This window comes from Sphingomonas sp. JC676 (genome assembly GCF_014489075.1).
In the GTDB taxonomy this organism is placed as follows: Bacteria; Pseudomonadota; Alphaproteobacteria; order Sphingomonadales; family Sphingomonadaceae; genus Sphingomonas.
Window position 1 is genome coordinate 67,771 of sequence record NZ_JACTGR010000003.1, and the last position, 22,227, is coordinate 89,997.

Below are 22,227 nucleotides of genomic sequence, written 5' to 3' on the forward strand. Positions count from 1 at the left end.
CCAACTCTCCCAACACGCTTTGTACTTATCTCGAAACCGCGGCCTCACCGATGCCCGGCAGCATGCGCCCCGCGCCGATCATCCTCCATCGATGCGCGTCCATTTCTGGTCCGACGCCGCATTGGCGACGGCCGTTTCGACAAACCGCATCGTGCGAAGCCCGTCGGCGAGACCGGGGAACCAGCGCGACGCGCCAGAACGGTCTTCCGACGTACGATCACCGCGAATGGCCTGCGCAAACGCGCGGTAGAGGTTCGCAAATGCCTCGATATACCCCTCCGGATGCCCCGCCGGTGTCCGAATCAGCGCCAGGGTCCGTTCGTCGAGACCCGGTCCGCCCGCCCGCACGATTTCCGTCGGACGATCGAGCCAGCGCAGCGCGAGCGTGTTCGGCTCCATCTGCGCCCATTCCAGCCCGCCGAGCTCGCCATGGATCCGCAGCTTCAGCCCGTTCTCCTCGCCGGCCGCGACCTGCGTCGTCTTCAGCACACCCCGGGCGCCGCCATCGAAGCGGAGCAGCGCGCTCACATCGTCGTCCAGGCGCCGGCGCGGTACATGCGTCGTGAGGTCCGCGCAGATCGCATCGGTCCGCAATCCAGAAACATGCTCGGCCAGCTGGAATGCATGGGTCCCGATATCGCCAAGGCATCCGCCCAGGCCAGCGCGGGCGGGATCGGTGCGCCATTCGGCCTGCTTATTGCCGCCGGCATCGATCGGGCGACTGAGCCAGCCCTGGAGATACTCCACCTGCACCAGCCGGATCGCCCCGAAATCGCCGCGCGCTACCCGGAGGCGCGCCTCCTCGACGAGCGGATAGCCGCAATAGGTGAAGGCTAGCGCGAACCGCTTTCCGCTCGCCTCCGCCGAACCCGCGATCGTCTCGGCTTCCGCGACGGACATCGCCATCGGTTTTTCGCAAAGGACGTGGAAGCCGGCATCGAGCGCGGCGATCGCCACCGGCGCGTGCAGATGGTTCGGTGTGACGATGGCGATGGCATCGATCCGCTCGCCGGCGGGTAGCCCGCGCTCCCGGGCGATCAGTTCCTCGAACGACGCATAGACGCGCCGCGGATCGAGACCGAGTTGCTCGCCCGTCCGCGCATTCCGCCCGGCATCGGTGCTGAACGCGCCGGCGGTCATCGCCCAGTCGCCGTCCAGCGCGGCGGCCATCCGATGGACGGCGCCGATAAAGGCCCCTTCCCCGCCACCAACCATGCCAAGCCGAAGAGGCTGTCCCATTCTACCTCCGAAGTGCCCGATACTCTGGGCAGGCGTTCAATTCTGTGACGATGCGATTCCGAGGATCGAGCGGATGGCGTTCCGATCGACGCCGCTCGATGCGAAGTCGTCAAAGGGGTGATCCGTCAGGCGAATCATATGATGGCGGATGAAGGGAGCACCTTCGCGTGCCCCATCCTCGGATCGCTTCAGCGCGCACTCCCATTCGAGCACGGCCCAGCCTGAATAGCCATATTGCGCCATCTTGCTGAAGATGCCGACGAAATCGACCTGGCCATCGCCCAGCGAACGGAACCGCCCGGCGCGGTTCACCCAGCTCTCATAGCCGCCATAGACGCCCGACCGCCCGGTCGGATTGAACTCGGCGTCCTTGACGTGGAAGCAGGAGATCCGGTCGTGATAGCGGTCGATGAAGTCGAGATAGTCGAGCTGCTGCAACACATAGTGCGACGGATCGAACAGGATACGCGCCCGCGGGTGGTTGCCGACCGCCTCGAGGAATCGCTCCCAGGTCGCACCGTCGTGAATATCCTCGCCGGGATGAATCTCGAAGGCGCAGTCGACGCCCGCTTCTTCGAACACGTCCAGAATCGGTGTCCATCGCCGCGCGAGTTCGGCGAACGCTTCCTCGACCAGCCCCGCCGGCCGTTGCGGCCAGGGATAGACATAGGGCCAGGCCAGCGCGCCGGAGAAGGTCGCGTGGGCGCTGAGCCCCAGATTGGCGCTCGCCTTGGCGGCGAGCTTGACCTGCTCCACCGCCCAAGCTTGGCGCTCCGCCGGCTTGCCGTGCAGCTCCGGCGGCGCAAACCCGTCGAAAAGCTGGTCATAGGCCGGATGCACGGCAACCAGCTGGCCCTGGAGATGGGTCGACAGCTCGGTCGGCTCCACGCCGAACTCGCCGAGCAGCCCTCGCAGATCATCGCAATAGGTCTTGCTTTCCGCAGCCAGCCCCAAGTCGATCAGGCGCGCGTCACACGGGATCTGCACGCCGACATAGCCGAGATCCCCCGCCCATCGCGCGAGGTTGTCGAGCGTATCGTACGGCGCCGCTTCGCCCATGAACTGGGCGAGGAAGATCGCCGGTCCCTTCATCTCGCTCATGCGGCGCGCTCCGCCCTGCTGTCATCGCGGAAGAAAAGCTGGAACAGGATGGCGATGACCGCGGCCGCGATCGCCGGATACCACCACATATGCTGCCAATCGGCGATGGTCGGTGCCTCGGGCAGCTGGGCGTAGAGCAGCGCGCCGATCTGTGAGCCGAGCAGCATGCCGACGCCATAGGTGAACAGGGTCAGCATGCCCTGCGCCTGCGCATTGACGCCCTTGGGCGACGCGATCGTGCCAGTGTAGATCGCACCCGCGACGAAGAAGAAGTCGTAGCAGACACCGTGCAGCGCCACGCCGAGATAGACCGCCCATAGCGATCCGCCGCCGTCGCCGATGGCGAACAGGGCATAGCGCAGCGCCCAGGCGATCATGCCCACCAGCAGCAGCGGCTTCACGCCGAACCGGCGGTACAGCCAAGGCATCGAGAACATGAAGACCAGCTCGGACATCTGCCCGATCGCCATCGTGCCGCCGACATTCTTGATGCCCGTCGCGCCGACATAGGGCGAGGCATAGGCGTAATACATCGCCAGCGGGATCGAGATCAAAGTCGCGCAGCCCATGAAGATCAGGAACGAGCGCTGGCGGAGCAGCCCGAACGCCTCGACGCACAGCACCTGCCGCACCAGCCCTTCGCCGCTCGGCGCGTCAGCCGCCACCTTCGGCAGGGTCAGGCTGTAAAGGCCGAGCGCGATCGAGACGATTGCGGCGACGCGGAATATCTCGGGGCTCGCCGACAGCCCCGCCCAGCCGATGATCAGCCCCGCGACGATCCAGCCGAGCGTGCCGAACGCCCGCACGAACGGGAAGCGGTCCGTGCGCTCGCCGAAGCTCTTAAGCGCGATCGTGTTCGCGAGGCCGACGGTCGGCATGTAGAGGATCATATAGCCGAGCAGCACCCAGACGAAGGTTCCCCCGGTCGCCGGGGTCACGAGCGCTGGAAGCGCCAGCAGGATCGCGCCGCCGACCAAATGGAGGATCACCATCAGCGCGCGCGGGCTCAGATATCGAGTCGCGGCCATGCCGAGCAGAAAGGATCCGGCGATCGACGCGATCGGCCCGACCGAGAATGCGTTGCCGATAAGGCTGCCGATCCCGACGGTCTGCATGACCAGTCCGAGCGTTACATTCCACGCGCCCCAGACGAAGAACTGCATGAACATGAGTGCGCTCAATCGCGCCGTGAGCGCCGCCGTTGCCGGGCGCGCTATTCCCACCGCTTCGTTGCCCAAAGTGGCCATGCGACCCCTCTCCCGCTGACGCAGTTTCCCTGCCTTGTGGACCAAGCCTATGTCGGACAAATGGCGATGTAAAGGATTACATTGCTTTGCTGTCGACAAGCGGGCGGAACAGGCTGCATGAAGCGGCGATGCCGACGATCATCCAGGTCGCCGCAATGGCGGGCGTCTCCACGGCCACGGTTTCGCGTGTCCTGAGCCATCCGAATCGGGTCGCGGAAGAAACGCGCCGGCGCGTGCTCGATGTCGTCGATTCGCTGGGATACAAGCCGAACGTCGCCGCCCGGACACTGCGTACATTGCGCGCGGCCAAGATCCTCGTCACCGTTCCCGACATCTCCAATCCCTTTTTCGCCAGCGTGATCCGCGGCGCCGAAGAGGCGGCGCGCGACGCCGGCTATGCGGTTGTCGTCGGGGATACGCGGCACGATCCGCTGATCGAGGATCAATATGCAGACATGCTGTCCGGCCGCGAGGTCGACGGACTGATTTTCCTTGGGCATCGCCTCCCGGACAATCTGCGCCCGCTCGTGTCGAAGCAGGGCGCGCGCGCGCCGGTCGTCAACGGCTGCGAATACAGCCCGGATATCGGCGTGCCGAGCGTGCATATCGACAATGCGGCAGCCGGCCGCGATGCCGTAGAGCACCTTATCGGCCTCGGGCATCGCGACATCGGGGTCATCACGGGGCCGCCCGTCAGTCCGATCAGCCGCGACCGCCTGACCGGGGCAATGCAAGCCGCCGAATGCCATGGCCTGGGCGATCGGCTTCAAGTGCGGATCGGCGACTATTCTGCACAATCCGCCTTCGACCTGATGGGCGACCTCATTTCGCGGGGCGTGACCGGACTGTTCTGCTTCAGTGACGAAATGGCCATGGGCGCGATCAGCGCCATCCGCCAGGCGGGGCTCACCTGTCCGGACGACATCTCGGTTATCGGCTTCGACGACCTGCCTTTGGCGCGCTTCTTCCAGCCCGGACTGACTACCATCGCCCAGCCCAAGGGGCTGATCGGGCACCATGCAGTGGACTTGCTCGTCGGCATATTGAGCGGCACCGATAACCTGGTGAATCAAATCACCCTGCCGCACGAACTTGTCGTCCGACGCAGCACGAGGAAGATCGGGTAGGATCGGTTGGAGGCGGGACCGGTCCTTGTTCTAAATTGACGAGCGGCCACCAGAAGCTTGGGTTGATGCACTCCGCTCTGGCCGGCTCCCCTTTGGACCTGTTCGTCTTCGCCTTGCCTCCTCGCACGAGCGGAGTCCAAGCTCAAAATCGAGCGGTTTAGGCTAAAAATTGAACAGTTTAGGCCAAACATCGATCAGCTTTGTGGGAGTAGTCATCTTTGTCCGTGCAAGTTGACTCCCATATTAGTGAAGTAGATACTTCCTTGGTGCGATCCGAGTCTTTGCTGGGAGAAATGCAATGGAGAAGGAAACAGCCGCCAAGGTTCAACACGCCTCTATAGGTATCAACAAAGTAACTGGAGCAATTCAGTTCTCCGTGCCGCATGGCACCAAGTTGGTGGATGCCCTAAAGGCTCTTTCAACAATTGACTTTTCGGCGCTGGCCAAGCTGCCTCGCGGCTGCCAGAATTGCATTTCCGGCCACCCGTTCGACATCCGCGAGCAATTCGATCCGGTCATCAACGTGAGGCTGGGCCAAGGCCACTAACGCAGCGATAAGATGACGCACGCCGATCCCGGCCATGATGCCCCGCGTCTCGGTGTGGGCATCATGGCCAATCTTGCGATCGCGCCATTCATAGGCACGCCCGGCGCGGTTGATTATCTCGCGGTCACGCCGGACATGTTCTGGATCGATCATGGTTCGGATACCGGCGGAGCGGGACGGCGGTTCACCGACATCCCAAGCTGGGTGGCCATGCTGGATGAATCCGGGCTGCCAATGGTTTCGCATCATATCGGCCTGTCGATCGCCAGCGCGATTCCCACCGACCCCGCTTATGTCGCCCAGATGGCCGCCTGGGCCGATCGCTGGCATGCGCATTGGCTGAGCGAACATCTGGCTTTCGTAGCGATCGCCGAAGGCCAGGGCGCGTCGGCGGCGGGCCTGGCCCTGACTGCACCGTTCGACCGCGATGTCCTCGATCTGGCCGTCGAACGGGCCCGTTACGTGATCGAACGGACACAGGCGCCCTTCCTGCTCGAGAACAGCCCCTATTATGTGACCTTCGACGACTCGGACATGGCCGAGGCCGAGTTCCTGAACCGCTTCTGTGCCGACAGCGGCGGCGGACTGTTGCTCGACTTGCACAATCTCTACTGCAATGCGGTCAACTACGGCTTTTCAGGGCATCGGTTTCTGGACGAGATTGATCTTGCCATGGTGGTGGAGGTTCACATCGCCAACGGCTCGGAACTCGGCGGCATGTATGCCGACAGCCACTCAGGCGCGCCACCCGAGCCGGTATGGGATCTGCTCGACGACCTTGTCGGGCGGGCGCCAAATCTGCGCGGTATCACCTTCGAATTTCACGACAGCTATCTGCCCCTAATCGGCTTCGATGGCGTCGCAGACGTCGTCACACGCGCCCGCCGCTCGTGGAAGACGCACGCATGAGCATGGCGGCGTTCCAGCGCGCCTATGCCGATCTTGCCGGCTCGCCCAAGCTGTGCCTTGCGGTGCGCGCCGATCCCGTCGCGGCGCTCGCGTCCTATGACCTCGATGCGCGCGAACATGGCCGCCTGGCGCGCGCCGTATGGCAGCGCGGCATGGACGCGAACTGCACGCTATATCGCGCGACCCGGATCACCGCGCTCAACACCATAATACCGCTGACGCTCGGCCTGCTCCGCCCGGTCTTGCGCACCCTGCTCGACGCTTATTGGGAAGAGCACCCGGTCCACGACGTCCGTTTCACGCGCGAGACGGCACGATTCATCGCCTGGCTGGAGACGCGCCCCCCGGCACTGCCCGAACCGACCGACGAAATCATCATGCTCGCCCGGCGCGAACTGGCTGTCGAAGAGACGCGGCTGGCAGGCGCGGAGAACTGACAAGCCGCAATTTGCGACACGACCAAAGCAGAATCGCGCCGCAAATGGTCCTCTGGCAGCCATCCGGCTTGCATGCTCACCCGCTCGCGAGACGCCCTAGTTCGACATAATCGAGCTTGCCCGTCCCCAACACCGGCAGCGCATCGAGCACGCGGATGTCGCGCGGAATGGCAAGCTCGGCGATGCCGTTCTGCCGCCCCCAAGCCTGCAGATCGCCCGCCTTCGCTTCCGGGCGGGTGGTGAACAGCACCAACTGTTCGCCCTTGCGAGGATCCGCGCGGGTGACGACCGCATGGTCGGCGTCGGGCCACACGGAAGCGGCATAGCCTTCGACCGCCGGAAGCGATACCATCTCGCCGCCGATCTTGGCGAAGCGCTTGGCGCGACCGCGGATGGTGACGAAGCCCATCTCGTCGATCGTGACGATGTCGCCGCTGTCGTGCCAGCCTTCGACGGGTGGCTGGAGAATGCCGGGCTGATCGGTCTTCATATAGCCCGCCATGATGTTCGGCCCGCGGATCGAGAGCTTCCCGCCCTCCGCGATGCCGGGCACGGGCTCCACCTTCGCTTCGATCCCTGGAAGCAGCCGGCCGACCGTGCCGGCGCGGAAGTGCATCGGCGTGTTGACCGCGATCACCGGCCCCGCCTCGGTCGCGCCATAGCCTTCTAGGATGCGCAACCCGAACTTCTCGCTCCACACCTTGCGCGTCTCGTCGCGCACACGCTCGGCACCGGCGAAGATGTAGCGCAGCGCGTAGAAGTCGTAGCTGTGCGCCATGCGCGCATAGCCGGCGAGGAAAGTGTCAGTGCCGAACAGGATCGTCGCATTGGCGTCGTACGAGAGCGCCGGCACGATCCGGTAGTGGAGCGGATTGGGATAGAGCAACGTCCGGATCCCGTTGAGGATCGGCAACAGCGTTCCACCGGTCAGCCCGAAGCTGTGGAACACCGGCAGCGCGTTGAGCACGAGGTCCGACGAATTGAAGTCGATCCGCGCCGACAGCTGCGCGCAATTGGCAAGCAGGTTGCGGTGCGTGAGCACCACGCCCTTGGGCAGCCCTTCCGATCCGCTGGTGAACAGAATCACCGCCGCGTCGTTGGGCGAGACGCGGCGGCGGCGGTGGAGCCGGCCGGCGAAGCGCGTCGCGAACAGCGCGCGCAGCTTGGCGCCGGTGCCGATCTCGCGCGAGATATCCTCGAGATACAGGATCTTGCGACCGTCCGCTTCGAGCCCCTCGATCACCGGCTCCAGCTTGGCCTGCTCGATGAAAGCGCGCGCAGTCACAATCGTGCGCACTTCCGCGGCAAGGCACGCCGCCTTCAGATTGGCGAGGCCGGCCGTGTAGTTGAGCATCGCCGGCACGCGCCCGATCGCCTGCAGCGCGAAGAAGCTCGCCACGGTGCCGGTGATGTTGGGGAGCAGCAGCCCGACAGCCTCACCCTGCGCGGTGCGACGCTCGAACGCGCGGCCCAGAGCGATGCTGCCGGTGATCAGCTTCTTGTAGCCCAGAGGCTCGCGCTTGATGTCCTCGACCACCAGCGCCTTGCCGCCATGCACGTCCTTGGCATCGAGCAGCGCCTGGAACAAAGTGCGGTCGATATCCGAGGTGGCGAAGATCATCGTGCTCATCTCGTCATAAAGACGGCGGCCGGCGATCGCGCGGCGGGCACGCGCGGTCATCGCACCTTCGATGACGAAGTGGCGCGGCGGCAGGATCGTCAGGCTGATCTGCGGAAAGGTCCGCAGCCGAACCTTGCCGCGCAGATACGAGAACGGCGTGAACTGCGCGCCGTCGATGCGCACCGGGATGATCGGCGCGTCGGCCTTGTCGGCGACCATGCCGGGGCCGTCGAAGATCTTCATCAGCGCGCCGGTGACGGTGATACGCCCCTCGGGGAAGATCACCAGCGTGTTGCCCTCCTTCACCGCGCGGACCATCGCCTTGGTTGACATCGGATTGGTCGGATCGACCGGAAAGGCGCGGAACAGCTTGAGCGCGGGCCGGATCCACCAGCGCTTGGTGACCGCGGTGTGCACCGCGAACACGGGCTTGCCGGGGAGGAACACCGCGAGCAGCAGGCCGTCGAGCCAGGAGACATGGTTGACCACCACCACCGCGCGCTCGCCGGGTTTGGGCATGTTCTCGGCGCCGTGCAGCTCGATCCGGTAGAGCAGCTTCAGAATCGTGCGGATGCTCGACTTGATCACCGTGTCGGGCAGCAGCCAGCACGAGATCAATGCGACCGCCAGCGTGGCGAAGCCCATCGTGCCGACGATGCCCGGGATCGAGACGCCCGCCGCGAGCAGACCGGTCGCGACCGCGACTACACCGACCATCACCGCGGCATTGACGATGTTGTTGGCGGCGATGACCCGCGAGCGATCCTCGGGCGCGCCGGCGGTCTGGAGGATCGCGTAGAGCGGCACGATGAACATGCCGCCGGCGAAGGCCATGCCGGCGAGGTCGCCGAGGATTCGCCAGCTGCCTGGTGTCCATACGAACTCGGCGATCGAGGCGCCCGGCACGGTAATGGTGTAGCGCGAGGCGCCAAACCAGAGGTCGATCATGAAGCCGGCCATGAACAAGGCGGAAAGTGGCACGTAGCGCGCCGACACTTCGCCCTTGAGCAACCGATTCACGATCATCGAGCCCAGCGCGATCGCGACCGAGAAGATGACGAGAAACAGCGTGACGACTTCCTCGCGTCCGCCCAGTTCGTCCTTCACGAGCGGCAGGAATTGGGTGAGGATGATGGCGCCGACCGCGAAGAACCAGCTGATGCCGAGGATCGACAGCCAGGTGCCCCGGCCCTGATGCGCGACCTTGAGCACCTCCATCGTCGATTTCCACGGGTTCGGCGTGATTCGGGCCGGCGTCCCCACCGGCGGGGCCGATGGGACCAGCAGGCTGGCGCCGAACCCGGCCATTGCGAGCCCGGTCGCGATCAGCCCCGCTTCCCATGGCGGCACGTTGCTGCCGAGCAGCTGCCCGCCGAGCACTGCGAGGAACGTCCCCGCCTCGATCAGGCCGGTGCCGCCCATCACTTCGCCGGCATGGAGATGCTGCGGCATGATCGAATATTTGACCGGTCCGAAGATCGTCGAATGGCAGCCCATCAGGAACAGCGCGATCAGCAGCAGCGGGATCGACTGGAACCACAACCCGGCGAGGCCGAGCGCCATGATGCCGATCTCGGCGGCCTTTACCGCGCGTACCAGCTTCGCCTTGTCCCACGCGTCGGCAAGCTCGCCGGCGAGCGCCGAGAACAGGAAATAAGGAAGGATGAAGATGCCGGTCGAGACTGTCGACAGCATCGCCGCCTGATCCGGCGCTTTGCTGAGGATCGTGAAGTTGGCGAGGAACAGCATCGCGAACTTAAGGACATTGTCGTTGAACGCGCCGAGAAACTGGACGACGAACAACGGACCGAAGCGCCGCTTGGCGAGCAGCGAGAAATCGGGTGCGGACATGGTTCTGCTTCCCCCTGGAACTGTTATGCGGCGGCGGTGACTTGCTGGCGAGCCTTGAGTTCGCACAGAAAGCCATGGAGCACTTCGGTTGACAGACCGTGCAGCATCAGCCGGAATCCGGCCCGCAGCGTCGAGAACGGCACGAGCGGGTGGCGGTTGTTGATCATTGCGAGATGCTTCTCCTCGCCGGTGAGGCGTGCGGCGTAGAGGCCGATCGTCTCGTCGAGCTGGAGCGAATTGGACGCGCGCCAGAAGTCGCGGTCGCTGAGCAGCAGGGCATAGGCCGGCGTGTAGATTTCGATCGCGGTCTGCAGGTCGATCAGGTTGAAGCGGCCGGCAGGCATCGGGTCGATCGGCAGATCGGCGGTGATCGCGCTGAAATCGAGCGCCTCGACGCGCTCGAGCGACGTGCCGCGCCGTTCCAATTCGGCATTCAGCTGGATCAGGAAATTGAAGATGTTGAGGTCGTGCTTGAGGAACAGATTGTCCTCCACGTCCCGGATCTCGCGCGGCTGCATTGGCTCGAGCTCTGGGCGGAAGCCGGGCGTGGCATTGTCGGCGATGAAGCGCAGCACCTGCCCGCCGAGATGGAAGTGGCGCAGGATCAGCCGGTTGGCGTCGGGCGTCAGGAAATGGCGCATGCCGAACGCGATCGACCGGTGGAGCAGCCGCGGCGCATGCGGCCAGCGCGGGCTGATTGTGTGGACGAGCTGCGCCACCACGATCATCGCGCGGGCGAAGGGCCGCACGACGGGTAGCAGGAATTGGCGACTGCGCGAGGCCTGGTCACGGATCAGCGCAGCCTTGGCCTCGGGCGCGAAGGGCAGCGAGCGGTCGAGCATCAGCGCGAGGCCCGGATCGGGATCGGCGCGGTCGTAATGCGCGAGGTCGAGAGCCGGCTTAGACATGGTCGAGCTCCTCGAGCTGGAGGCGATAGAGGCGCGCGACGATCCGTGCATGGCGGACAATGTCTTCGGCGGTCGCCGCATCACGCACGGCGAGCGCCAGCGCCTTATCGAACATATCCAGATGATCCCCGTCGTTGGCGCCGTGATAAGCGAGGAAGCTTACCGCCTCCTTGCCGAGCCCGAGCTGCGCCTGGATCGCCTGGGACCAGGGGAGCGCGAGACGCTCGCCCAGCCCCTCGATAATGAACATCGCGCCGAGCATGCCGAGCGGATCCGGTTTCGACGCCGCCTGGTACATGAAGGCCGAGAGCGCCTCCGACCCGATATTCTTGCGCGCCGAGACTATGTCCTCGAGCACGCCGCCCGCGGCGACGTAATTCTGCTCGAGCAGACGATAGTCGCGATGCTCGGCGACCGCATGGCGGACGAACAGCGAGCGCAATTCCTCATGCTCGGAGCCGAGGTTCGACGCGGCGCGGCTGATCCAGCGGCTGCCCTCCACCACCTGCTGCCGCAGGTTGCGAAGCAAAGCCTGATAGTCCTCGCGGCGCAGCTTGCCGGCGGTCAGGCGCGCGATCACCGGCACCTGCACCAGCGCGCTTTCGAAATCGATCCAGACCATGGCGAGCCCGCGATGCGTGCGCTCGACCAGCGCGGCATTGTCTTCGGCAACGGCAAGAGCGTTCATTTCTCGTCTCCCACAACGGTGAGGCCGGCATAGGCCATGATGCACTGGCCGCTTTCCGGCACGGCGCAGAGGATGCGCTGGCCCGGCCGCAGACGGCCCGAGCACATCAGATCGTCGATCATCAGGAAGATCGCGGCGGCGCCGACATTTCCCTTGTCGTAGATGTTGGTGAACCAGCGTTCCTCGGGGATCATGCAGCCCGCGCGCGTGGCGAGCTTCACCATCTCCTCGCGCAGGCTGTGCGCCGAGAAATGGCAGAGGAACCAGTCGACCGCATCGGGATCGATCTTCCCATCGTCGACCAGGCGCATGAACTCGCCCATCCATACCGGCAGCATCCGGTACAGCGCGTCGATATCCTGGCGCAGCTGGAAGGCGCCGGCACGGGCCGCCTCGGGGGCGCCTCCGGTGAGGCTCCATGGGGTGAGGTCGCCATCGGCCCCGCGCACCGCGCCGCCGGTCATGCACGGCGCGAAGCGATCGGCGAAGGAGCGCAGCGAGATCCAGTCGACCCGCAGCGACAGGCCGCGCTCGGCAGGCCGGTCCTCGATCAGCAGCGCCGCGGCGCCGTCGCTTAGCGTCCAGCGCAGGAACTCGGCATCGCCGGGGAGCGTGCCGTCGGCGCGCATCGTGTCGGTGCCTATATAGTGGCCCGGGCGGAAATAGCGGCTCGAGAATTCGGCGCCGGCCACGATCGCCGCGCGGTGCTCGCCGGCGGCAACCTGCAACGCGGCCGTCTTGAACGCCATCATCGAGCTGGCGCACACGCTCTGCAGGCTCGCGACCTCGATCGGCGGGAGCCCGCTCTCGGCATGGACGCCGCTGGCTAGGCCGGGAACGAGCAGGTCGTTCTGCGTCGTGGCGGTGGCGAGGAAGCCGACACGCTGCGGATCGGTCTGGGCGAGCACACCGCGCACTGCCCGCCCCGCCAGCTTGGCGACGGTCCAGTCGCTGCTGCCATCGGGGCGGATCGCATAATGGCGGCCGCGGATGCGGTTCTGGCGCAGCGTCAGCCGGCCGAGCCGCTCGGCTTCGGGAGAGAGGCGGCCGATATACTCGACCATCGCTTCATTGCCCACGGGCGCGCCGGGAAGGCACTGCGCGGTGGCGGTCACATAAACGGGCTGCATCACGACAACTCCATTCGATGCCCGGCGAATCACCGGACGACAGCGAAATGCCATGAAATTGAGCACTGTTCAATTAAATAATTAGACAGTGCTCAATTTAACCCCTATCCGGCCTCCATGGGACGCCGATCCGACCACACGCGCGCCGAATTGCAGGAGCTCATCCTGGCCGAGGGCCAGCGGCTGCTCGCCGAAGTCGGTTATGCTGGCTTCTCCGCGCGTGAGGTGGCGAAGCGGATCGGCTATTCGATCGGCACGATCTACAATGTGTTCGGCAGCCATGACGCGCTGCTGACCGCGCTCAACAGCCGGACGTTCGTGCTGTGGGCGCAGACGCTGCACGACAAGCTTGCCCAGGCCGGCGAGGATCGCATCGCCGCGCTCGTCCAGGGCTATTTTGATTTCGCCGAGGGCAATTCCAATCTGTGGATGGCGATCTACGACCATCGCCTGCCGCCAAATACCGAGCTTCCCGAGCAATATCGCCTATTGCGGGCAGGGCTTACCAATATCGTCGAAGAGGAGATTGCGCGGGCGCTTCCGCATATGGGCCGCGCCACAATCGCAGCGCTGACGCGGTCGCTAGTCGCGACGGTCCATGGGCATTGCGCCTTCGCATTGAACGGCACCTTTCTCCTGCTGGGAGAAGAAGATCCGCGCGGCGCGGCGCTCACGCGAGTCCGGGAAACTCTGGCCGCGAACAATCGTGCCGGTGCGCGCTAGTGCCATTTCGTGATCGTGGCGACACGAAGAGAGGGCGGATCCCCCGCCCTCTCCCGCGTGTCGATCAGCGCAACGACTTGAACGCCGCGCGTAGTTCCGTGGCGAACAGTTCCGGCTCTTCCCAGGCGGCGAAATGACCGCCTTTGTCGACCTCATGGAAATAAGCGAGGTTGCGATAGGCACGCCGGGCCCAGCTCTCGGGCGCGCGATAGCTTTCGCCCGGGAAAACGGTGATGGCGACCGGTAGCGAGATTTCGCTGGTGCGTTGCGGGCCGGACAATGCGGGGCTTATCGGGCCGACCTCCCAATAGAGCCGCGCTGACGAGGTCGCGCTGTTGGTCAGCCAGTAGAGCGTGATGTCGTCGAGCACCTCGTCCGGTGATTTTTCCGGGTCACTGGCGTCATAGGTCCAGGTCATGAAGCCCGGATGCCCGAGCATCCATGCCGCGAGCCCGGTGGGCGAATCCGCCAGACCATAGCCGATCGTCTGCGGGCGCGTACCCATCACGATCGAATAGGAGCGGTTGCCCTTCTTGGCAGAGGCATTGAGCGCGTCGAACGTCGCACGTTCCTGCTCGGATAGCCCAGCCGGGGCCGGCCCGCCGGCGGCGAGTACCGTGGCGACATCGGGCGGCACGATCGCCGGCAGGTTGATATGGATGCCAAGCAGGCCGGCCGGCGCCTGCCGCGCCATCGCACTCGAGACGGGCGAGCCCCAATCGCCGCCCTGCGCGACATAGCGGGTATAGCCAAGGCGCCGCATCAGCTCCGCCCAGGTCCGGGCGATACGGTCCGGATTCCAGCCGAGATCGGTTGGCTTGCCCGAAAAACCATAGCCGGGCAGCGACGGAATAACGACGTCGAATGCATCCTCGGCACGGCCGCCATGGGCCACCGGGTCGGTCAGCGGACCGATGACCTTGAGTTGCTCGAACACCGAACCCGGCCAGCCATGCGTGATGATCACCGGCAGCGCGTTGGGATTCTTCGAGCGGACATGGATGAAGTGGATGTCGACCCCGTCGATCCGGGTGACGAATTGAGGATAGGCATTGAGCTTCGCCTCCGCCTTCCGCCAGTCATAGCCCGTGCCCCAATGCTCGACGAGCGGCTTGAGCTTGGCGAGCTTGATGCCCTGCGACTGGTCCTCGACGGTTTCCTTGTCGGGCCAGCGCGTCTCGCGGATGCGGCGCCTGAGCTCGTTCAGGTCCTTCTGGGGAACATGAACCCGGAACGGCCGGATCGACATGTCCTCGGCCTGCTTGGCCGCGATCGCGGTCGGTGCCGGCTGGGACTGGCTCGCGGCCTGCGCGAAAGCATTCGGGGTGAGGATGGTGCCCGCCGCCAATATGGCGAGTGTCTTGATGAAGCTGTTCATGAAATTCACTCCTCGACAGAGGCTGACGGCAGCGCGGCGAGCAGCTCGGCGGTCGTCAGGATGGCATGGGCGAAGGTGGGGCCGTTCAGATCATGCGCGGCGTGCATCAGCTCGGGCGCGAAGGCGGCGGTGGCGTCGCGCACCAAGGTTACGTGATAGCCGAGTTCCATCGCGTAGCGGGCGGTCGATTCGATGCAGGTATTGGCGAGCAGCCCGACAACGATCACGTGGGTGATGCCCTTCTGCCGCAACCGCATGTCGAGATCGGTATTGGCGAAGCCGCTTTGCCCCCAATGTTCCTTGGCGACGATGTCGCCCGGCTTGGGCGCAAAATCAGGATGCCAGTCGCCGCCCCATTCGCCGCGGGCGAAATGATGGCCGTGCATGATCTTCTCCTGCGAGGGGTTGGGATGGTCCCAATCCTCGTAATCGCCCGGCTCCCAGCGGCGGTGCGGGACGATCGCCACCTGGATATCGGCAGCGCGGACCGCGCGGTCAAGACTGCGCAGATTGTCGAGAAGCCCGACCTGTTCGGCGACCGGCTTGAGCCGCGGCCAGGCTTTCCCTTCCTCGGACAGGAAGTCGTTATAGGGATCGACGAAAAGAAGTGCGGTCGACTCTCTCTTGTAAATTGGCTGTGACATGTTCGTTCCAATCGATGTTTGGGCATGTTGCAGGCGGCTACTCCCGGAGCATGCTCCCTGGCGTCGCTTGAACGGAGCTCTATTTTGCTATGAAAATCATAGCATCAAGACCCTATGAAAAAGAAAGTGTCGATTGTGGAGATCGACCCGGTCGATCAAACCGCTTGGTTGCGCCGGAAAGCGGTCAGAACAGGCTGGCCTTGGGAGCTGTTATCTCCGCGGATGCACAGGGGACGGGTCCAGAGTGGAGCGCCCGTCGCAGCATCGCCCAGACCGCGATATTATTGAGGATCAGCACCGCCGAAATTGCGGCAGCCAGGCCCCATAGCCCGCCCCACCAGGCGGCCGGTGCCCCCAACGCGGCGATCGTCGCGAACCGCACGCCCGCCAGTGCCATGTTCAGGCGCTCCCCGCCGAGCACGATCAGCGCATATGCAAAGGGCGCCATCACCACCGCGGCAAGCTGCCCGGCCAACAATATGCCGAGCACTGCCCCCGCGCCGGCGAACTCCGGATGGATCGCGCCGAGCAGAGGCTCGGCCAGGGCCGTCGCGCCGAGCGCGACCGGTACGCCCAACGCCGCCGCCGTCACCGCCATTCTCCGCAGCAGACGGCCGAGTTCGCTTCGGTCCCCGCCATTGGCGATGCGCGCCAGGGCCGGCAGGTTGCTGAACGCGATCGACGTGAAGAGTATCATGAAGCCGTTGGCGAGTTGTGCCGCCATGCGGAATGTCCCCGCCCCGGCCGCGCCGAAATAGAGCCCTGCATAGGCCAGCCCCAGCCAGTCGCCCGCCGCCACGAACAGCGCTGCTGCCGCCAGCGGCATCGCCGAACGGGCCACGTCGCGCGCGCGCATGTAGAACGCGCCTTCCCCGCCCCGCCCGTGCGCCATGCGCCGCGCGATGCCGATCAGCGCGGGCACGGCGGCCGCCGCGGTACCCGCCACCATCGCCGCAAGCACGCGCGTCAACGTCGGATTGGGCAACAGCAGCGCAAGCAGGATCGCCAGGTTGATCGGCATTTCCATCAGATGCGATCGCACCAGCTTGCCGTGCGCCTGCAGCAGCGTGACCTCGAAGCGAATGACCGGACGCAGCGCCAACGCAACGATCAGCGCCATCAGTGTGGCGCGATCGACGGCCTCTGGCGAGATCGCCAGCCAGAAGAGCACCGCGCCGACAAAGGCGATGTCCGCCGCGACGACGAAGCCAAGCAGCTTGCCGATCAGCTGGGTTGCGATCGGACGGCCATCGGCGACGGCGGGAGCGAAGAGACGCAACAGCGCGAGATCGAGTCCCAGTGTCGCTACGGTCGCCGCCAGTGTCGATGTCTGCAGGACCAGCCCCAGCACGCCGCTCGCCGCCGCACCCAGGAAATGGCCGATGGCGATGGTGGTCAACAGGCCCGTGGCGAGCACGAATAGCCGGATCGCGAAGAAGATCAGCTCGTGCCGCTTCGGTTCAATCTTCCATTGCCCCATCGTCATACTTGGTACGCGCGATCGAGTTCGGCTAGCAACGTCCGATATCTTCCCGGCCCTTCCTGCCGGATCCGGGGCGCGGCGATGCAGATCCTTTTCCTGACCACGGTCCTGCCCGCCGAGATCCGCAACGGCGGTGAGCTATGGTCGCAAACGATCGTAGACAGTCTTCGCCGCTGCGGTGCGCAGGTCATGCTGCTCGGCTATGAACGCCCGGGATCGTCTCCCGCGCCGGGCGAGACCAGCGTGGGTGTGTGCAGCATTGAGACACGCGCCGCGCCGCTCCGTGCCGCGATCTGGGCACTGAGATCGATCGGCCGCCGCGCCTTCACTGTCCAGAAATGGATGGGGGCAGGCTATCGGGAGCAACTCGCGACGCTGATCGCAGATCGGGACTGGGATCTCGTCGTCATCGATCATGCCCAGATGGGATGGACGCTGCCGCTGCTGCGCGACGTCCCGATCGTCTATCTCGCGCATCATGCCGAACAGTCGCTCTACGTGCGGCTCGCGGCGTCCGCCGGTTTCGCCGGGAGGCGGGTCTATCGTCGCGAAGCGCGGCTGGTCGCCCGCGTCGAGCGTGCGGTTCTCGACGCCGCTGTGGAAACCTGGTGCATCAGCGAACACGACGCCGATCGGCTTCGCGCCCAAGCCCGCGGCATCGTCCGCGCGCTGCCGCCACTCGGTCGCGAGCAGGCCGACGCCCCGCTTTCCGAACCCGCCGGCCCGCAGGTCGCGCTGCTCGGCAATTGGCGGTGGCAGCCCAATCGGCAGGCGTTGCGCTGGTTCCTCGATCGCGTCCAGCCTCTGCTGCCGGCGGACTGGCGGATCGAGATCGGCGGCAATGTCGACCCCGCCGGCTTGCCGGCGCCGGCGCAGGTGCGGTTCTGCGGCGCGGTCGAGGACGGGCCCGGCTTCCTGCGCCGTGCCGAGCGCGTCGCGGTGCCCTCTCTCGCGGCGGAGGGCGCCAATCTCAAGCTGCTCGATGCGATCGCGTCCGGGCGGCCGGTCGTGGCGAGCGCCAGCGCGATCCGTCTGGTCGGGCAGGTTCCGGCGGACGTGGCGGGCGCGGACTCGGCCGAGGCGTTCGCAGCGGCGCTGGTGCGCACGCCCCGGCCCGATCGCGCGGCGCGGACGCGCTGGATGGTCGCACGGCGTGTGGCGCTCGACGAGATCGTCGCCGCGGCGCTGTCAGATCGGAAGATGCCCGGCAATCGGGTCGGCGATCGCGCAGGCCGACCATAGCGCCCGGCGCGACCAGACGACCCTCCAAATGTCGCGTTTCGGCGCGAGCCGGCGTATCGGGATCGCCGCAAGCGTCAGCACGACGCTGCGCAACTGGCTCCCCCGGATCAGGCACGCCGCCGCGAGCCTGCCGCGCACCGGGCCCAGGTGCCGTCGCGCCAGCTCCAGCTTGGCGCTGAGCAGATAGGTCCACATATCTTCCGGTCGACTGCTCTCGCCGCCGGCATGGACAATGCTCGCATGGGGCGTGAACAGCGGGCGTGCACCGCGCTCTCTTGCGCGAATGTTGAGATCGACATCCTCGCCGTAGAGGAAGAAGCGCGTGTCGAACCCACCAAGCTCTTTGAAGAAGCGGCGGCCGATCAGCATGAAGCAGCCGGCGATCATTCCCACTTCGCGCACGGTGTCGCGCTTCCAGCCGCCATAGCTTTCGGAGTTGAGCATCCGGCTGCCCGGGAACAGCGCGGCAAGGCCCGACGCGACACAGAAGCTGCCCCAGAGCGTCGGCAGCGCAAGGCTTTCGGTCGGATTGATCCGCCCGTCAGGCCTGAGCGTGCGCCCACCCCAGATGCGCGCCTCCGGCCGTTCGCGGGCGAAGGCGGCAAGCGCGTCGATCGCGCCGGGCGGCACTTTGGTGTCGTTATTGAGGAACAACAGTTGCTCGCCACGCGCGTGTGCGGCGCCCAGATTGGCGCCGCCGGCGAAGCCCAGATTGGTCGAACTGGAGACGAGGTTCACGTGCGGGAATTGCTCCCGCACCATTGCCGCCGTGTCGTCGCTCGATCCATTGTCGACGAGGATGATCTCATGGTCTGTGGTGGGCGGTGCCGCGCGCAGCGAAGCGAGGCAGGCGCGGCTCGCGTCGCGCTTGTTCCAGCAGACTATGACGATCGAGAACATCACGCTCAGCCGGACCACAGCCCGTCGCGCTGCCGCCGCCAGTCGCGCCAGTGCTGCTTGAGCCTGTCGTAGCGCCGCAACCACTTGTTCCGCCGCTGGTCGCGCCGGTTCACCCGCAAGTCATTGCCGTCGATCGCCCGACTGACGAAGAAGTTTGGCACCGCGTTGAGATTTTCCATCCCCAAATGAAAAACCGGGCATCCGGAGCTCGCCTGCGGCGGGACGATCCAGGACCAGTCGCCTGAAACGGTGCGGCCCTCGCGCTGCTCGCGTTTCACGAACTCCATGAACTGCGTGCTGGCGGTGTGGTGATCGACTATGTCGATGCCCGCGTGACGGAAGCTGTGCAGGACTGCATGGTTCAGCTCGGTGAGGGCGCGATCGCGCCAAAGCGGATCGGCGTTTGCGGATATTGGCAGTCCCATCGCGCTGGCGACCTCGGGCAGGAGGTCGTAGCGCTTACGATCGGCCAAGTCGCGCGAAGCGATCTCGGTGCCCATATAATGGCCATTGAACGGCGCGCAGGGATATTCGATGCCGCCGATTGTCATGTGCATGTTCGATACGCAGGGAACGGCGTACCATCTGAGGTTCAGATCGGCGATTCCAGGGTAATTCGGGTGCCTGATCTCGACTTCTTGAACAAGATCGCGCGGCAGATCGAAGATGTGGCGGTGGCCGTCCGCATCGCGGAGCAGCATCGGCAGCACGTCCCACCGCCCCCGGTCGACCGGCGGCTGCCAGCCCAGCGCCATCACCGTGCGCGTCAGCTCGACATTCTGGGCATCGCCGATCACCTTGCCGTCTTCGCCCAGATAGCCCGCATATTGAATGACCTGCGGGCTCTCGATCGTCACCGGCACCCGGCCCGGCCGGGCCGGTGGGAAAACGCTGATGCACGAACGGATGCGCCCGCCCGAAAATCCCTCCGTCATATGACCGAACACATGCGCCGAGACTTCCGCCGGCGTCTCCGCCGCCCGGCAATCGCGCACCTCGAGCGACTTCCACCACAACCGACCGATGCAGCGCGCATGATTGCGCCAGGCGAGCCGCGCGCCGAACGCAAGTTCCTCTGCCGTATGCTCGTAGTGATTCGATGCCCGCAACGACGCGAGCACCGCCCGGCGACGCGCCTTCGCCTCCGCCTCGATCTGCCCCGTCTCGCGCGCGAAATCGGCAAGAAAGGCAAGCGCTTCCTCGCGCCGCTCGCCCCGGCTCAACCGGCGCATCCGCCGCAGCACGGGATTGGCAATGGCGAACCGATCCGCGTGCATCACATCATTCCGTCGAACATCTGCGCGCCGGGCGCGAGCCGCCGCCGGTTGATCGCGAACACTGCCCCAAGCACTCGCGCCTTCGCCCGACGATAGTCGCTCACCTGGGTCGATCGATTCAAATAAGAGATGCGGCCGAGCCTGGCCTGCGCGCCGTTTACCTCGATATCGGGCAGGTCCCCGGCATGAACCTGCGCCCAGATCGGCGTATCCTCGAGGATCGAGAACTCGTTGAACCGGACGCGATCGATATAGCGAAGATGTTCCTCGAGGAACCGCGCGCTACGCTCCAGATCCTCGGCAGTTTCACCCGGATAGCCCTTGAACATCGTGCAGCGTACCGAGATCCCTGCCTCGAAGGCATGGCGGATGAACATGGAATTGGCCTCGACCGTCGCCCCCTTCGTCATCAGGTCGAGCATCCGCTGGCTGCCGCTCTCAAGTCCGAAGCTGACGCGCCGCATCCCGCTCGCCGCCGCCGCGCGCAGATCGGCGCGCGACAGACCATTGTCGGCACGCGTATCGACATGGACCGTTCCAATCCACTGCGCCCCCGGCACCACGTCCTGCGCATGCTCGGCGATCCCCCGGAACAGCGCAGGATTGCTGTTGAGCTTGAGATCGAGGAACAGGAAGTTCGACGTTGCTTGCCGGCGTGACTGCTCGCGCATCTCGTGCAGCACCGACTCCAGGCTCCGCGTGCGATAGGTGCGCCCATTGGCCGACACGACGTCGCTGCAGAAGCTGCACTTCGCCCATTGGCAGCCTCGCCCGGTCATGATCGGCACAATGCGCACACGGTAGCGATCCCAGGGAAAATCGGAAAAATCGGGGACCGGCGAGGAATCGAGCGCACGAAACGGCGGCGCCGGCCGGCTGCGCTCGCCGTCGGGCAGGACGATGCCGTCGAATTTGAGCAGATCGTCCTTGCATACGATCGCCGCGATCAGCTCGGGCAGCAGCAGGTCCGCCTCGCCGCCGAATATCGCGGTCAGCCCGGGCACCGTCCGCCATGCGTCGGCAACGCCCTTCAGATTGAAGGCCGGCCCGCCGAGCAACAGCGGAATGCCGGCCGCCCTGGCGAGCTTACCGATCTCGACCACGGTCGCGTGATGCTGGAGATAGGCGGAGAGCAGCAGCACGTCGGGCTTCGCCTCGATCGCCCTCGCGACTTCGCGCAATACCGTGCGATGCGGGCGCTGGCGCCACCAATAGCGCAGCCCGCGGGCCATATCGCGAAACCAGCGCGCCGGCGCCCAGGTCGACAGATGGATGCGCCGCATCCAGTGATCGAGCCACCACTCGACGCGCTCGCGCTCGCTCGCCGGCACGTCATAGGCCAGCGGCACCAACAGCCGCACCTCATGCCCGGCATTGCGCAACGCAGCGATCAATATCCCCACCGCCAGCGTGGGGAAGGTCGCGAAATTGTTCAGATCGACGAGCAGCGCGGTGTGACGCGTCCGATCGATCGGCCGCACTTCGCGCATCGCGCCCGGCAGGATTGCGGCGCGCCCGCGCGCGTCCTCAACAAGCCTTTGTGACGCGAAGGCGTCTCGTCTCAACCACGCACCCATCTCGCAATCCCCCAGTCTGTGAATATGAAATCAAGCCGGAGGAATCGCAAGTATTCTCAATAGTTCCGCTCGGTTTCGCAATACCGAAATCGGACATTTTTACTTGAGCGCGGCAGAGATGATGGTCGCGCCAGCATCGACCCGGATATTACCCGTGGCGATCGATTCCACCGGCAATCTGGCATAGCGAACCCGCGG

General features: G+C 65.4%; 19 protein-coding genes. 6 read left to right on the forward strand and 13 right to left on the reverse strand.

Going from position 1 to position 22,227, the window contains the following annotated elements; translation table 11 throughout:
- Positions 1 to 78: 78 nt before the first annotated feature.
- From IAG41_RS10965 to IAG41_RS10975, 3 genes are read right to left on the reverse strand one after another with little or no spacing between them, the layout of a single operon-like run.
- On the reverse strand, positions 79 to 1,239 hold the full coding sequence (locus IAG41_RS10965) for a Gfo/Idh/MocA family protein (protein ID WP_222950653.1): 1,161 nt from the start codon (positions 1,237 to 1,239) through the stop codon (positions 79 to 81).
- A gap of 36 nt (positions 1,240 to 1,275) precedes the next feature.
- Positions 1,276 to 2,340 (reverse strand): sugar phosphate isomerase/epimerase family protein, encoded by a 1,065-nt coding sequence (locus IAG41_RS10970; RefSeq protein WP_187728692.1) that lies wholly within the window; start codon positions 2,338 to 2,340, stop codon positions 1,276 to 1,278.
- Positions 2,337 to 3,587, reverse strand: a complete 1,251-nt coding sequence (locus tag IAG41_RS10975) for an MFS transporter (protein ID WP_187728693.1) — start codon at positions 3,585 to 3,587, stop codon at positions 2,337 to 2,339. The genes IAG41_RS10970 and IAG41_RS10975 overlap by 4 nt, the downstream gene beginning before the upstream one ends.
- Before the next feature lie 128 nt (positions 3,588 to 3,715).
- On the opposite strand from IAG41_RS10975, the gene IAG41_RS10980 reads away from it, so the two are divergent.
- The 4 genes from IAG41_RS10980 to IAG41_RS10995 all read left to right on the forward strand — a co-directional run bounded on the left by IAG41_RS10980 (position 3,716) and on the right by IAG41_RS10995 (position 6,607).
- Entirely contained in the window at positions 3,716 to 4,714 is a 999-nt protein-coding gene (locus IAG41_RS10980; RefSeq protein ID WP_187728694.1) for a LacI family DNA-binding transcriptional regulator, read from the forward strand.
- A 298-nt stretch (positions 4,715 to 5,012) separates the two neighbouring features.
- Positions 5,013 to 5,261 carry a hypothetical protein gene (locus IAG41_RS10985; RefSeq protein WP_187728695.1) on the forward strand — a complete coding sequence of 83 codons (249 nt, stop codon included), beginning with the start codon at positions 5,013 to 5,015 and terminating at the stop codon, positions 5,259 to 5,261.
- Between the two features lie 12 nt (positions 5,262 to 5,273).
- A complete protein-coding gene (locus IAG41_RS10990) occupies positions 5,274 to 6,170 on the forward strand; it encodes a DUF692 family multinuclear iron-containing protein (RefSeq protein ID WP_187728696.1) in 897 nt (298 codons plus the stop codon).
- Positions 6,167 to 6,607 carry a hypothetical protein gene (locus tag IAG41_RS10995; RefSeq protein ID WP_187728697.1) on the forward strand — a complete coding sequence of 147 codons (441 nt, stop codon included), beginning with the start codon at positions 6,167 to 6,169 and terminating at the stop codon, positions 6,605 to 6,607. Before IAG41_RS10990 ends, IAG41_RS10995 begins: the two co-directional genes overlap by 4 nt.
- Positions 6,608 to 6,683: 76 nt before the next feature.
- Here the strand turns inward: IAG41_RS10995 and IAG41_RS11000 are convergent, their stop codons facing one another.
- The 4 genes from IAG41_RS11000 to IAG41_RS11015 are packed head-to-tail and all read right to left on the reverse strand — an operon-like array spanning position 6,684 to position 12,805.
- Positions 6,684 to 10,079: an acyl-[ACP]--phospholipid O-acyltransferase gene (locus IAG41_RS11000; RefSeq protein ID WP_187728698.1), complete on the reverse strand. Its 3,396-nt coding sequence runs from the start codon at positions 10,077 to 10,079 to the stop codon at positions 6,684 to 6,686.
- Positions 10,080 to 10,102: 23 nt separating this feature from the next.
- Positions 10,103 to 10,987: a DUF6999 family protein gene (locus tag IAG41_RS11005; RefSeq protein WP_187728699.1), complete on the reverse strand. Its 885-nt coding sequence runs from the start codon at positions 10,985 to 10,987 to the stop codon at positions 10,103 to 10,105.
- Entirely contained in the window at positions 10,980 to 11,675 is a 696-nt protein-coding gene (locus tag IAG41_RS11010; protein ID WP_187728700.1) for an iron-containing redox enzyme family protein, read from the reverse strand. Before IAG41_RS11010 ends, IAG41_RS11005 begins: the two co-directional genes overlap by 8 nt.
- Positions 11,672 to 12,805, reverse strand: a complete 1,134-nt coding sequence (locus IAG41_RS11015) for a 3-oxoacyl-[acyl-carrier-protein] synthase III C-terminal domain-containing protein (protein WP_222950654.1) — start codon at positions 12,803 to 12,805, stop codon at positions 11,672 to 11,674. Before IAG41_RS11015 ends, IAG41_RS11010 begins: the two co-directional genes overlap by 4 nt.
- Before the next feature lie 150 nt (positions 12,806 to 12,955).
- Between IAG41_RS11015 and IAG41_RS11020 the strand changes: the two genes are divergently transcribed.
- Positions 12,956 to 13,528, forward strand: a complete 573-nt coding sequence (locus tag IAG41_RS11020; RefSeq protein WP_262408617.1) for a TetR/AcrR family transcriptional regulator — start codon at positions 12,956 to 12,958, stop codon at positions 13,526 to 13,528.
- 64 nt (positions 13,529 to 13,592) lie between these two features.
- Here IAG41_RS11020 and IAG41_RS11025 read toward each other — a convergent pair whose 3' ends face one another.
- The 3 genes from IAG41_RS11025 to IAG41_RS11035 form a co-directional block, all read right to left on the reverse strand.
- Positions 13,593 to 14,906 carry an epoxide hydrolase family protein gene (locus IAG41_RS11025; RefSeq protein WP_222950655.1) on the reverse strand — a complete coding sequence of 438 codons (1,314 nt, stop codon included), beginning with the start codon at positions 14,904 to 14,906 and terminating at the stop codon, positions 13,593 to 13,595.
- A gap of 5 nt (positions 14,907 to 14,911) precedes the next feature.
- Positions 14,912 to 15,550: an isochorismatase family cysteine hydrolase gene (locus IAG41_RS11030; RefSeq protein WP_187728703.1), complete on the reverse strand. Its 639-nt coding sequence runs from the start codon at positions 15,548 to 15,550 to the stop codon at positions 14,912 to 14,914.
- Between the two features lie 184 nt (positions 15,551 to 15,734).
- Entirely contained in the window at positions 15,735 to 17,036 is a 1,302-nt protein-coding gene (locus IAG41_RS11035) for a lipopolysaccharide biosynthesis protein (RefSeq protein WP_187728704.1), read from the reverse strand.
- Positions 17,037 to 17,114: 78 nt separating this feature from the next.
- On the opposite strand from IAG41_RS11035, the gene IAG41_RS11040 reads away from it, so the two are divergent.
- Positions 17,115 to 18,275, forward strand: coding sequence for a glycosyltransferase (locus IAG41_RS11040; RefSeq protein WP_187728705.1), 1,161 nt, complete (start codon positions 17,115 to 17,117; stop codon positions 18,273 to 18,275).
- Here IAG41_RS11040 and IAG41_RS11045 read toward each other — a convergent pair.
- From IAG41_RS11045 to IAG41_RS11055, 3 genes are read right to left on the reverse strand one after another with little or no spacing between them, the layout of a single operon-like run.
- Complete coding sequence (locus IAG41_RS11045; protein ID WP_187728706.1) at positions 18,222 to 19,193, reverse strand: glycosyltransferase family 2 protein; 972 nt, start codon at positions 19,191 to 19,193, stop codon at positions 18,222 to 18,224. The genes IAG41_RS11040 and IAG41_RS11045 overlap by 54 nt on opposite strands.
- Positions 19,181 to 20,452 carry a nitric oxide synthase oxygenase gene (locus IAG41_RS11050; protein ID WP_222950656.1) on the reverse strand — a complete coding sequence of 424 codons (1,272 nt, stop codon included), beginning with the start codon at positions 20,450 to 20,452 and terminating at the stop codon, positions 19,181 to 19,183. Before IAG41_RS11050 ends, IAG41_RS11045 begins: the two co-directional genes overlap by 13 nt.
- The gene (locus IAG41_RS11055) at positions 20,452 to 22,029 is read right to left on the reverse strand and encodes a B12-binding domain-containing radical SAM protein (protein WP_187728707.1); all 1,578 of its coding nucleotides are present in this window, start codon (positions 22,027 to 22,029) and stop codon (positions 20,452 to 20,454) included. Before IAG41_RS11055 ends, IAG41_RS11050 begins: the two co-directional genes overlap by 1 nt.
- Positions 22,030 to 22,227 lie beyond the last annotated feature (198 nt).